Source organism: Pseudoalteromonas sp. SG41-1, from assembly GCF_014164575.1.
Lineage (GTDB): Bacteria > Pseudomonadota > Gammaproteobacteria > Enterobacterales > Alteromonadaceae > Pseudoalteromonas > Pseudoalteromonas rhizosphaerae.
The window spans coordinates 33,612-46,563 of sequence record NZ_JACJFL010000038.1; the positions used below are offsets into that span (position 1 = coordinate 33,612).

Annotated in this window: 9 protein-coding genes; 4 read left to right on the forward strand and 5 right to left on the reverse strand. The window is 42.2% G+C overall.

Annotation, left to right across the window (positions count from 1 at the left end):
* Positions 1-6 precede the first annotated feature (6 nt).
* Complete coding sequence (locus H5203_RS17190; protein WP_145235231.1) at positions 7-438, reverse strand: rhodanese-like domain-containing protein; 432 nt, start codon at positions 436-438, stop codon at positions 7-9.
* A 200-nt stretch (positions 439-638) separates the two neighbouring features.
* On the opposite strand from H5203_RS17190, the gene gpmM reads away from it, so the two are divergent.
* Genes gpmM through H5203_RS17210 form a run of 4 tightly spaced genes read left to right on the forward strand, consistent with a single transcriptional unit; the run spans position 639 to position 5,443 of the window.
* Positions 639-2,183 (forward strand): 2,3-bisphosphoglycerate-independent phosphoglycerate mutase, encoded by a 1,545-nt coding sequence (gene gpmM, locus H5203_RS17195; RefSeq protein ID WP_145235229.1) that lies wholly within the window; start codon positions 639-641, stop codon positions 2,181-2,183.
* Between the two features lie 3 nt (positions 2,184-2,186).
* Positions 2,187-3,341 carry a murein hydrolase activator EnvC gene (locus H5203_RS17200; protein WP_145235227.1) on the forward strand — a complete coding sequence of 385 codons (1,155 nt, stop codon included), beginning with the start codon at positions 2,187-2,189 and terminating at the stop codon, positions 3,339-3,341.
* Positions 3,342-3,376: 35 nt separating this feature from the next.
* The gene (locus H5203_RS17205) at positions 3,377-4,636 is read left to right on the forward strand and encodes a S41 family peptidase (protein WP_145235224.1); all 1,260 of its coding nucleotides are present in this window, start codon (positions 3,377-3,379) and stop codon (positions 4,634-4,636) included.
* Between the two features lie 42 nt (positions 4,637-4,678).
* On the forward strand, positions 4,679-5,443 hold the full coding sequence (locus H5203_RS17210; protein WP_182731556.1) for a divergent polysaccharide deacetylase family protein: 765 nt from the start codon (positions 4,679-4,681) through the stop codon (positions 5,441-5,443).
* Between the two features lie 115 nt (positions 5,444-5,558).
* Here the strand turns inward: H5203_RS17210 and lpdA are convergent, their stop codons facing one another.
* The 4 genes from lpdA to pdhR form a co-directional block, all read right to left on the reverse strand.
* Positions 5,559-6,986 carry a dihydrolipoyl dehydrogenase gene (gene lpdA / locus H5203_RS17215; protein WP_145235220.1) on the reverse strand — a complete coding sequence of 476 codons (1,428 nt, stop codon included), beginning with the start codon at positions 6,984-6,986 and terminating at the stop codon, positions 5,559-5,561.
* 195 nt (positions 6,987-7,181) lie between these two features.
* Positions 7,182-9,089, reverse strand: coding sequence for a pyruvate dehydrogenase complex dihydrolipoyllysine-residue acetyltransferase (gene aceF / locus H5203_RS17220; protein ID WP_149981339.1), 1,908 nt, complete (start codon positions 9,087-9,089; stop codon positions 7,182-7,184).
* Between the two features lie 10 nt (positions 9,090-9,099).
* On the reverse strand, positions 9,100-11,766 hold the full coding sequence (gene aceE / locus H5203_RS17225; protein ID WP_182767846.1) for a pyruvate dehydrogenase (acetyl-transferring), homodimeric type: 2,667 nt from the start codon (positions 11,764-11,766) through the stop codon (positions 9,100-9,102).
* Positions 11,767-11,880: 114 nt separating this feature from the next.
* Positions 11,881-12,630, reverse strand: a complete 750-nt coding sequence (gene pdhR, locus H5203_RS17230; RefSeq protein ID WP_145235214.1) for a pyruvate dehydrogenase complex transcriptional repressor PdhR — start codon at positions 12,628-12,630, stop codon at positions 11,881-11,883.
* Positions 12,631-12,952: the final 322 nt, after the last annotated feature.

Consider the following 12,952-nt stretch of genomic DNA (forward strand, 5'->3'; position numbering starts at 1 on the left):
ACTTAATTAGCGACCTGTTGTCGTTGGTAGACCAGCACTTTGCCATGCACCCATACCACCAGATAAAACATAAACTGATTCAAAACCAGCTTTATGCATAGCAGTTGCGATACCTGAGGCTGTCATGCCTGTGGTACATACCAATATAATGGGTTTACTCTTAGACTTTTCAAGGCTTGAGAAGTCAGATTGTTTCGCTTTTTCAGAGCTAAGGTGCTCAGCGCCTGCAATACGGCCATTATTAAATTCTTTTTGTGCGCGTATATCTACAACGACACCGTCTTCACGGTTAATTAATAATGTTAATTGTTGCGGATTTATTTGACGAATTGCTGAAAACTTACTTTTAAACCAGCCGCCCACGATGAGTGCTACTAAAGCAACCCAAGCTAAACTTAATATCGGATGATTACCGACAAATTCAATATATTGATCCATGCGTCTTCCACTATGAAAATTGTCCCGCGCCTTTAGCACTGGGGTTAAACGTAAGGGTAATGCCCTAGCCACGCAAGTATACGTGCTTGATTAGAAATTACCAGAGAGTGAAATATTTTAATATGCCCTTTTGATTGCTGATCATAACCACAAAACACGGTATGCTAAGGCTAAGCAGGAGCTAATTTTCAGGAACAAAAATGACACAACATAAAAAACCTCTCGTACTCATGATTTTAGATGGTTGGGGATACCGTGAAGATACCCAAAGCAACGCAATTTTAGCGGCAAACACCCCTGTTTTAGACGAACTTTGGGCAACTCGCCCGCACACCCTAATTTCAGCCTCTGGTTTAGATGTTGGTCTTCCTGATGGGCAAATGGGCAACTCAGAAGTAGGCCATGTCAACTTAGGTGCTGGCCGTGTGGTTTATCAAGATTTCACCCGCATCACTAAAGCAATAAATGACGGTGAGTTTGCGCATAACCCAACACTAGTTGAAAACATTGATAAAGCAGTGAATGCTGCTAAAGCAGTGCATTTAATGGGCTTATTAAGCCCAGGTGGTGTGCATAGTCATGAAGATCATATTGTAGCTGCAATTGAATTAGCTGCAGCGCGCGGCGCTAAAGAAGTGTACTTTCATGCATTTTTAGATGGCCGAGACACTCCACCACGTAGCGCAAAAACGTCAATTGAACGTATTGAAGCGCTATTTAGCAAATTACATTGTGGTCGCTTAGCATCAATCATTGGCCGCTACTATGCAATGGACCGCGATAATCGCTGGAACCGAGTAGAGCAAGCTTATGATCTAATGGTCAGTGGGATCGCACAACATAGCTACGAAAATGGTGTTGATGCATTAGCTGCGGCTTACGAACGTGATGAAAACGATGAGTTTGTTGCTGCAACTACCATAGCAGCACAAGGCCAAGACGCAGTACAAATTAATGACGGTGATACGGTTATTTTCTTAAACTTTAGAGCCGACCGTGCTCGTGAAATGACCCGCGCATTTGTTGATAAAGACTTTGACGGTTTCGCCAAGAAAAAAGCCCCCGCACTAAGCGGCTTTGTTATGTTGACCGAATACGCAGCAGACATCGACGCACCAGCAGCCTTTGCCACAGTCCCTTTGACTAATGTATTGGGTGAATGGTTTGAAAAACACCATAAAACACAGCTACGTATTTCTGAAACTGAAAAATATGCACATGTGACGTTTTTCTTCAGTGGCGGACGTGAAGATGAATTTGAAGGTGAAACCCGCGAGCTGATCCCATCACCACAAGTGGCAACCTACGATTTACAACCTGAAATGAATTCAGAAATGCTCACTGATAAACTCGTCGAAGCGATTAAAAGCGGTAAATACGATGCAATTATTTGTAACTATCCAAATGGCGATATGGTCGGTCACTCAGGTGTATTTGAAGCCGCAGTAAAAGCCTGTGAAGCAGTCGATCATTGTATTGGTCGTGTTGTTGCTGCCCTTGAAGAATTTGGTGGTGAAGCATTAATTACAGCTGATCACGGTAATGCTGAACAAATGGCTAACCTTAAAACTGGCCAAGCGCATACCGCACACACCAGTGAACCTGTTCATTTCATTTATGTTGGTCGTGATGCAACACCAAGCGAAGGCAAAGCGCTCAGTGATGTTGCGCCAACCATGTTGCACTTAATGGGCATGGAACAACCAAGCGAGATGACTGGCACACCAATCATGACATTGAAATAAACCATGAATAAAAGTATTAACCCATTAATTTTTAGTACGCTCGTTGTTACTGCGTTAATACTCACTTTATTAGTGACGGCGCCTGCCGTCGCTAATGAAGATCGTACTAAAAAAGATCTCAGCGAAATCCAAACGGCGTTAAAGCAAAGCCAAGCTGAACTTGCCGCCCAGCGTAAAGACATCGAAAAATCGCAAAAGAACCTGCAACAGCACGAACTCGAGATCGCAAAAAACGCTAAGGCACTAAATATTGCCGAGCAATCAATTCGCGATACTGAAAAACAACAACAACAGCAACAGCAGCAAGCTGAAGCACTTGAGGAAAAACGCCTAGAGCAGCAACATGCACTCGCCGCACAAATTAAAAGTGCCTATATGTCTGGCGGACATGACTACTCTAAAATGCTATTGAATCAAGAAAATACCGCACAGGTTGAACGCACATTAAGTTATTATAATTACCTCAACAAAGCGCGCATTGAGCAAATTGATGAGCTAAAAGCACTCCTGATTGAAATAGCGGATGTACAAACCGAACTTGAAAAAACCAAACAACACTTAGTTGTGCTCCATGAAGAGCAAGCCAATCGTCATCAAGCTCTCATTGCAGCGCAACAACAACGAAAAGCCAACATCAGTGAATTAAAAACCAAGCTTAGCTCAACCAAAAACTCAATTGATTACTTAAAAGATAATGAAAAAACCCTAGTAGCTACCTTGCAAGAACTTGAAAAAGAAAAAACTAAAAAGGTTGAGTTACTGGGCCTATCAGCCAGTAAAGGTAAATTAAACTGGCCAACAAAAGGTAAAATTGAGCACAGCTTCGGCCAACATAAGCACGGTGGTATTGACTGGAAAGGCGTATTAATTGGCGCTAATGAAGGCAATAATGTGCATAGCGTCCACAACGGTCAAGTCGTGTTTGCTGATTGGTTAAAAGGCTACGGCTGGGTTATTGTTATTGACCACGGTGAAGGCTTTATGAGTTTATACGGCCATACTCAAACCTTACTAAAAGACGTAGGTGATATAGTACGCCAAGGCGATATTATCGCTTTAGTTGGTCAAAGCGGCGGACAAGCAAATTCTGGTCTATACTTTGAAATACGCCACAAAGGACGCGCAGTAAATCCTGTAACATGGTGCAGACGCATTTAATTGATTAAACAGCTGCACCCCACTGGGAGCAGCTGATGCTAAATACACAATTACAAATACAGCAGTTACAATACTCTGCTTTTAATCGCATCCTAATAAGCTATTTATTACTCGTTAGCGTTTTTTTGTGCCTGAGTTTTAATAGCTTTGCAGTGACCTCGGTGGGCGATTTAAAAAGCCAACAAAAAAACGAAATCCTCTTTAATATCCATGCCTATTATGTTGAAGACTTAGCTTTGCAACAAAGTTTTGAAAGCAGTCAACAATTTGAAGCCCTGCTCGCACAGCTAGACCCTTACTCTAAGTACCTTAATGAACACGAGTTAGAAGCGCTATTTAGCAGCACTAATGGCCGCTACACAGGCCTTGGGATTGAAATAAAACAGCAACAACAAAAAATTATTATTGTAAACACAATTAAAGACTCTCCCGCAGCCATTGCCGGAATACAAATAAATGATGTGCTACTTGCCGTTAATCAGCAAACAGTCGCACATAAAGACATCAATCAAGTTGCGCAAATGATTAAAGCTAGTGACACAGCAACGGTTACCTTAACGGTTGAACGAAGTAATTCACCACAAGCCATTTATTTTACCCTGACTAGATCAGAAATTAACTTAGAGAGTGTCACCAGTTCATTATCAGAGTTTGGTATTGGTTATTTGGCAATAAATAGCTTTACCAATCACACCTTGCATGATGTTGCGCGGCAAATAACAGCACTGCAAAGCCATTACGGTAATCCACTTACAGGCTTAGTGCTCGATTTACGCGACAATCCTGGCGGCACATTACAAAGTGCTGTAGCGGTATCGGATCTATTTTTACAAAGTGGCACCATAGTCACCACCAAAGGTCGCTTTTATGATGCAAACCAGCACTTTCGCGCCAAAAAAGGTGATATTTTAAATGGTGCGCCAATCGTCGTACTTATTAATGAAAACTCGGCCTCAGCAGCAGAGATTTTAGCCGCTGCACTTAAAGACAATCACCGTGCCACACTAATTGGCAGCCAATCATTTGGCAAAGGATCGGTGCAATCTTTGATCCCATTAGGCAATGGTAATACAGCACTAAAATTAACCACTGCAAAGTACTTTACCCCATCGGGTCAATCTATTGAGGGGATTGGAGTAACCCCCGATGTGGCGATTAATCAATCAACCCTTTCGCAAATTGATAAAGTAGTTATAATAAAAAACGAACAAGGAAATGACGATCGGCCATGGTCACGCAAAGACTCAGCTGATCCACTGTTATTAAAAGCACAGCAGCTATTAACTATGAAATAAAGCTTTTAGCTCACTATAAAAAAGATAATAAAAATTATAAACGTGAAAAAATTAACTTGGTTGTTCTGGCTTTTTTTTAGCTTGCCTACGCTTGCCGCAAATAAGCAAATAGCGATTGTGATTGATGATATTGGCAATCATCAACGCGACCTCGAAATCCTAAATTTACCAGGTAAAATATCGTTCTCGATTTTGCCTCATACCCCGTATTCGCAAGTTTTTGCGCGCCTAGCCAGTAAGTCGAATAAAGAATTACTGCTGCATATTCCTATGCAAGCACTCGACAGCAGCAAAGCACTTGGCCCCGGCGCACTCACCAGCAATATGAGTAAAGAACAATTACAAATCACCCTCGGCAATGCGCTTGCAACCTTACCGCAGGTCAAAGGTGTAAATAATCATATGGGCTCAGCACTTACTCAAGAAAGCCTGCCCATGAAATGGACTATGGAAGTGCTGAAAAAGCGCAACCTGTACTTTTTAGATAGCCGCACTACAGGCTTAAGCCAAGCGCAAAATGTTGCCAACTTATATGGCGTTGAAAATGTCGGCCGCCATGTGTTTTTAGATAATATTCCCAATGAGAAACAGTTACAATTTCGCCTCAACGAACTAAAGTATAAAGCCGAACGTTATAACTTCGCCATCGCGATTGCCCACCCTTACCCTGAAACCATTGAATTCTTACAGCGCATGCTACCCGAACTTGAACAACAAGGTTTTGAACTCGTGCCGCTATCACAACTAGTCGAGCGTAAATATATACAACTTGCGCAAGCTGAGCATAAAGGGGTGGGAGCGAGGTAAACAGGACTTAGCAATAAGCCGTAAATTTTAAAGGGTCATATTAATCAACTTATGACCATTAAAAACAAAAAACCCAAACCGAGGCTTGGGTTTTTAAACAATTAACTAAAAGAACTTACTTCTTCTTTTTAACTGCTTTTTTGTTTGGTAAATCAGTGATTGAACCTTCAAATATTTCAGCTGCAAGGCCGATTGATTCGTTCAATGTTGGGTGAGCATGAATAGTTAATGCTAAATCTTCACCGTCAGCGCCCATTTCGATACCTAGACCGATTTCGCCCAGCATTTCACCTGCGTTAATACCAATCATAGCACCACCGATAATACGGCCACTTTCTTTATCAAAGATCAGTTTAGTAGAACCTTCAGTACGAGAAGATGCAATTGCACGACCTGATGCAGCCCATGGGAATACAGCTGTTTCAATGCTTAAGCCTTGCTCTTTTGCTTCTTTCTCAGTTACGCCAACCCAAGCGATTTCTGGGTCAGTATAGGCAATTGAAGGAATACATTTCGGATCAAAGTAATGTTTTTGACCTGAGATAACTTCAGCAGCAACGTGACCTTCATGAACCGCTTTGTGCGCAAGCATAGGTTGGCCAACTAAGTCACCAATCGCGAAGATGTGGTCAACGTTAGTTTTAAGTTGCTTATCAACATTAATGAAGCCACGCTCATCAACATTAACACCCGCTTTGTCAGCATCTAATAAGTTACCGTTTGGTGTACGACCAACAGCAACTAATACTTTGTCATAACGTACTGGTTCAGCTGGTGCGTTTTTACCTTCAAATGTAACGTATAAGCCGTCATCTTTCGCTTCTACGCCAACAACTTTAGTTGATAGCATAACGTTAAATTTATCACTTACGTATTTTTGGTAAATCTTGATGATGTCTTTATCAGCAGCTGGTACTAGTTGGTCAGCAAATTCAACCACGTCGATTGCAGAACCTAGTGCGCGATACACAGTACCCATTTCAAGACCGATAATACCACCACCTAATACTAATAGCTTTTCAGGGATGTCTTTAAGCTCTAGTGCACCGGTTGAATCAATTACGCGGTCATCTTCAGGAATGAAAGGTAAGTTTACAGGTTTAGAACCAGCAGCAATGATAGCGTTATCAAAAGTAATTGTTGTTTTACCGTCAGCGCCTTCAACATCAAGCGTGTTGCTACCTGTGAATTTACCGTAACCGTAAACCACTTTAACTTTACGCATTTTAGCCATGCCGTCTAGGCCACCAGTAAGTTGGCTAACAACTGACTCTTTCCACGAACGAATTTTATCTAAATCAATTTGTGGTGCGCCAAAAGTAACACCATGAGATGACATTTCTGCTGCATCATCAATTACTTTAGCTACGTGTAAAAGTGCTTTCGAAGGAATACAACCAACATTAAGACATACACCGCCTAATGTGTCGCGAGATTCTACTACTGTTACTTCTAAGCCCAAGTCAGCAGCACGGAAAGCCGCAGAATAACCACCAGGACCACCGCCTAGTACAACAACTTGAGTTTTTAATTCGTTGCTCATGCTTTTACCTTAATTGTTTGAACGGGACACTGCCCTAAAGTTTAACTGCCATGTTTCTGCAAGGCAGAAAGGGAGAGCAGATCAAAAATTTATGCAAGATATACAAAGATTGTATCATTGCAAATGGTAAAAATCCCAGCAAAAAACAACTGGCTGGGATTTGATTCTATTTATTTCGCTACATGCAGCAATTGCTTACATTACTAATTGGCGAATATCGCTCATGTAACTTGCTAAAGTTACAGTAAAGCGTGCAGCTAGTGCACCGTCAATCACCCTATGGTCGTAAGACATAGAAAGTGGAACCATTAGTTTTGGTTCAAACTCTTTGCCATTCCACTTAGGTTTAATTTCAGACTTAGAGACACCTAAAATAGCAACTTCTGGGGCATTTACGATTGGCGTAAAGGCTGTACCGCCAATACCACCAAGGCTTGAAATTGTAAAACAACCACCTTGCATATCAGAAGAGGTAAGTTTGCCGTCACGCGCTTTAACAGATACTTCCATTAATTCACGCGATAATTCAATGATGCCTTTCTTATCAACATCTTTAAATACTGGCACAACCAAACCGTTTGGCGTATCAACTGCAACACCGATATTGATGTACTTCTTAAGAATTAAGCTTTCACCGTCGTTAGATAGTGATGAGTTAAATGTAGGGAACTCAGCAAGTGCTTTCGCTGCTGCTTTCATTACAAATACCAGCGGGGTGATTTTAACACCTAGCTTTTTCTTCTCGCTAAGGGCATTTTGCTCTTTACGGAACTCTTCAAGAGTTGTGATATCAGCTTCATCAAACTGCGTAACATGCGGGATTTGCACCCAGTTACGGTGTAAGTTTTTACCCGATAGCTTTTGAATACGAGATAGTTTTTTCTCTTCGATTTCACCAAATTTAGCAAAATCAACTTTTGGCCATGGAATTAAACCAAGTTCACTACCACCAGTATTGCCAGAAGCTGTCGCTAATTGGCCTGATTCAACTTGCTTAACTAAGTTCTTCACATAGTCTTGCACGTCTTCTTTCACAACGCGATTTTTACGACCTGAGCCTTTTACGTTCGCAAGGTTAATACCAAACTCACGGGCTAAGCGGCGAACAACTGGCGATGCATGAGCATACGCACTATTGTTTTCAAAACTTTCATTGCTCGCTTTTGCAGGCGCTGCTTGTGCAGCTGGAGCTGATTCTGCTTTCGCTGCTGGTGCAGATTCAGAAGCCGCTTTTTCAGCGGTAGCTGCAGGTGCACTGCCTTGCACTTCAAATACAAAGATAAGTGAACCGGTCGATACTTTATCGCCCGCAGCAACTTTAATCTCTTTAACAGTACCGGCAAACGGTGCTGGTACTTCCATTGCCGCTTTGTCGCCTTCAACGTTTAAGATTGACTGATCTTCAGTAACCTTATCGCCTACTGCAACCATCACTTCAGTGACTTCAACCTCATCACCGCCGATATCAGGCACGTTTACTTCTTTACTGCTTGGCGCTGAACTTTGTGCCGGCGCAGACTCTTGAGCTGGCGCTGTTTCTGCTTTCGCAGCTGCAGGCTCACTACCAGCCACTTCAAAAACAAACACTAAAGAGCCTGTTTTTACTTTATCGCCAGCGGCAACTTTAATTTCTTTAACAGTACCTGCAAACGGCGCTGGTACTTCCATTGCCGCTTTGTCGCCTTCAACGTTTAAGATAGATTGTTCTTCTTCAACGGTGTCGCCAACAGCAACCATGATTTCCGTCACTTCAACTTCATCATCGCCGATATCTGGTACCGTGACTTCTTTAGTTGTTGAACCTGAAGACGCAGCAGGTGCTGCAGCTTCAGATTTTGCTGGTTCTGCAGGCGCTTCGCTAGATGCTTGCTCTTCACCTTCAAACAAGAATACTAAAGAACCCGTAGTAACCGTGTCGCCCACGTTTACTTTGATTTCTTTTACAGTACCGGCTTGTGCCGCAGGTACTTCCATTGAGGCTTTATCACCCTCAACAGTTAGTAATGATTGGTCAACGTCAACTTTGTCACCAACGCTCACTAGAATTTCGGTTACTTCGACTTCATCGCCACCGATATCTGGTACTTTAATTTCAATACTCATTGCAAACCTCTTATGCGTACAGTGGATTAAGTTTGTTAGTGTCGATGTTGAACTTTTTAAGTGCTTCAACCACAACTGACTTCTCAACTTCACCACGTTTAGCAAGTTCAGATAACGTCGCAACTACTACGTAGCTGGCGTTAACTTCAAAGTGACGACGAAGGTTTTCACGGCTATCAGAACGACCGTAACCATCGGTACCTAATACTTTGTAGTTGCTGCTTGGAATGAATGAACGCGCTTGTTCTGCGTAGTTTTTCATGTAATCCGTTGCGGCAACAGTCACTGAGTCATTTAATACACTGGTGATGTAGGCAGTCTTCTGTTCGCTTTCAGGGTTAAGCATATTGAAACGCTCAACATCTTGCCCTTCACGAGTTAATTCGTTAAACGACGTTACTGAATACACATCAGATGCAATACCGTAATCATCACTTAAAATCGCGGCTGCTTTACGCACTTCAGTCATGATAGTACCTGAGCTTAATAGCTGTACGTTGGCTTTTTTGCCTGCGTAGCTTTCTAGCTTGTAGATACCTTTACGAATACCTTCTTCAGCACCTTCTGGCATAGCAGGTTGTGCATAGTTTTCGTTCATAAGCGTTAGGTAGTAGTAAATGTTTTCTTGGCTTTCACCGTACATACGACGAATACCATCTTGAACAATAACCGCTACTTCGTAAGCGTATGTTGGATCGTAAGAGATACAGTTAGGTACTGTGTTAGCAAGAATATGGCTGTGACCATCTTCGTGCTGTAGGCCTTCACCGTTTAATGTTGTACGACCGGCAGTAGCACCTAATAAGAAACCACGTGCTTGTTGGTCACCCGCCATCCATGCCATGTCGCCAACACGTTGGAAACCGAACATTGAATAGTAGATATAGAATGGGATCATTGGTAAATCGTTAGTGCTGTATGATGTTGCCGCAGCAACCCACGATGACATTGCACCTAACTCGTTGATACCTTCTTGCAATACTTGACCCGATGTTGCTTCTTTGTAGTAAGAAACGATATCACGGTCTTGCGGCGTATAGTTTTGGCCATGCGGGTTATAAATACCGATTTGACGGAATAAACCTTCCATACCAAAGGTACGCGCTTCATCGGCAATAATTGGTACGATGTTTTTACCAATACCTTTATCTTTCAATAAGATATTAAGTGCACGAACAAAGCCCATAGTGGTAGAGATATCACGCTTTTGCTCTTCAAGTAGTGGCTTGAACGCTTCTACTTCTGGCAGTACTAACTTTTCAGTAAAGTTAGGAATACGTTTTGGCGTATAACCTTTAAGTGCATCACGGCGAGCATGTAAGTACTTGTGCTCAGCCGAACCTTCTTCAAGTGTTAAATAAGGAAGTTCTGCAAGTTGCTGTTCAGATACTAAATCATCAAGACCTAAACGTGAACGTAAATGGGCAACGTGTGACATGTCCATTTTTTTCACTTGGTGGGCAATATTCTTACCTTCAGCCGCTTCACCCATGCCGTAACCTTTTACGGTTTTAGCTAGGATAACTGTTGGGCGACCTTTGGTCTCTTCTGCTTTTTTGAATGCAGCGAATAATTTTGATGGTTCATGACCACCACGCTTAAGCGCGAAGATTTCGTCATCTGTCATATCAGCAACAAGTGCTGCTGTTTCAGGGTAACGACCAAAGAAATGTTCACGTACGTACGCGCCATTTTTAGCTTTATAAGTTTGGTAATCGCCATCGACTGTTTCGTTCATCAATTGCAATAACTTACCTGTGGTGTCTTTAGCTAGTAGGATATCCCAGCCGCTGCCCCACACTAGCTTGATCACATTCCAGCCAGCGCCTTTGAATAGACCTTCAAGCTCTTGAATGATTTTACCATTACCCATTACTGGGCCATCTAGGCGCTGTAAGTTACAGTTAATTAAGTAACAAAGGTTGTCTAGTTTTTCACGGGCAGCAAAAGAAATAGCGCCACGCGATTCTGGCTCATCCATTTCGCCATCGCCTAAAAACGCGTATACACGTTGGTTTTTAGTGTCTTTTAAACCACGACCATCTAGGTACTTTAAGAAGCGCGCTTGGTAAATAGATGCGATAGGACCAAGACCCATAGATACCGTAGGGAACTGCCAGAATTCAGGCATTAATTTAGGGTGTGGGTAAGATGGTAAACCTTCGCCATCAACTTCTTGACGGAAGTTATCAAGCTGCGCAGCAGATAAACGACCTTCAACAAATGCACGTGCATAAATACCCGGAGAAATATGACCTTGATAATAAACTAAGTCACCGCCGTCTACATCATTTGGGGCTTTGAAGAAATGGTTAAAACATACTTCATAAAACGCCGCTGATGACTGGTAAGACGCCATATGGCCGCCTAGGTCGAGGTCTTTTTTCGAAGCACGCAATACAATCATGATTGCGTTCCAACGAATAATAGAACGAATACGGCGCTCAAGGTTTACGTCCCCTGGGTAAGCAGGTTCTTGATCTACCGGGATCGTATTAACGTAGTTTGTGTTGATACCTGTTGGCATATCAACACCGTCTAAACGGGCTTGCTCTAATACTTGCTCAAGTAAAAACTGAGCACGTTCAACACCTTCTTCACGCACAACTGATTCAAGAGCTTGTAACCACTCTTGTGTTTCTAGCGCGTCTACGTCAATTTTATTGACTTCAGACATATGGAGGTTTCCTTATGTTTAAAATACGAATGTTCTTAATTAGCACTGTGGTAATCGTGTTGCCATATACAGCACTTGCTTAAATTATTTATCTTTAACTTAGTTTTTTGTTACTTAATTTTGCTTTGTGCGTCTTAAACTACGCTCAATTCGTGAATGCTCTTTACCTGCTTCCAATAACGCTTCTTCAATGAAAGCTAAGTGAGCATTACTGGCAAGTCGCGCCTGCTCTGGATTCCCTTCAATCACTGCATCCATCAATAAACGGCGGTGCTCAGCTAAGCGCGAACTAATATGCGGCTTCTCTAACAATACCGTTAAATTTTGTAAAACATTTTGCTCAAGCAATGCCCGCATACCGCGCACTAAATGCAGTAACACCACATTATGCGAGGCTTCTGCCACACTAAAGTGAAACGCGTTAATTGCTTTGGCTTTTTGTAGTAAATCATCATGAGCCAATGCAATGCATTCAAAGCTTTGCTTAACTTTAGCAAAGTCAGTGCTAGTACCACGAAGCGCAGCATAATAAGCTGCAATCCCTTCGAGAGCATGACGAAACTCTAATAAATCAAACTGTGATTCCGGATGTTTACTGATCAAGTCAAATAACGGATCAGTGAGCCCTTCTTCTAGCTGATTTTTTACAAACGTTCCGCCACCTTGACGTCGCGTTACTAAGCCTTTTGCCTCTAGCTTTTGAATGGCTTCACGTAATGAAGGGCGAGACACTTCAAATTGTTTGGCTAATTCACGCTCTGGCGGCAGTTTCTCACCCGGTGCTAATGAGCCCTCAAGAATCATGTTCTCAAGTTGCTGTAAAATAACATCCGATAGTTTTGCTGCTTTAATCTTTAAAGACATTAATCAACGTCCGCATTGTAGTGGAAATGTAACCTGAAAAATCCAAGTTTGTGCCCAGAGACTAGACCAAAAGGTAAATTGGTCATACCAAATTTGAGCCATACGTTATCAAAAAGCAAGTTTGCTGTCAATTTCGCTGCGACGCACCTTAAAAAACACCCTAACGTATTTTGCACAAAGATCAAACAGTATGAGATAAAGCCAGTGTTTAGGAAGGAATTTTATAAAAAAATACAATGGTCTGACCAGATGATTGGGGGATGAGGTTTTAGGTCCTAGGTCCTAGGTTTTAGGTTTTAGGTTTTAGGTTTTAGGTTTTAGG

Coding starts and splice junctions, on each gene's coding strand:
- H5203_RS17200 (WP_145235227.1), top strand. CDS start 2,187: ATGAATAAAAGTATTAACCCATTAATTTTTAGTACGCTCGTTGTTACT.
- H5203_RS17190 (WP_145235231.1), bottom strand. CDS start 438: ATGGATCAATATATTGAATTTGTCGGTAATCATCCGATATTAAGTTTA.
- gpmM (WP_145235229.1), top strand. CDS start 639: ATGACACAACATAAAAAACCTCTCGTACTCATGATTTTAGATGGTTGG.
- H5203_RS17205 (WP_145235224.1), top strand. CDS start 3,377: ATGCTAAATACACAATTACAAATACAGCAGTTACAATACTCTGCTTTT.
- aceE (WP_182767846.1), bottom strand. CDS start 11,766: ATGTCTGAAGTCAATAAAATTGACGTAGACGCGCTAGAAACACAAGAG.
- pdhR (WP_145235214.1), bottom strand. CDS start 12,630: ATGTCTTTAAAGATTAAAGCAGCAAAACTATCGGATGTTATTTTACAG.
- aceF (WP_149981339.1), bottom strand. CDS start 9,089: ATGAGTATTGAAATTAAAGTACCAGATATCGGTGGCGATGAAGTCGAA.
- lpdA (WP_145235220.1), bottom strand. CDS start 6,986: ATGAGCAACGAATTAAAAACTCAAGTTGTTGTACTAGGCGGTGGTCCT.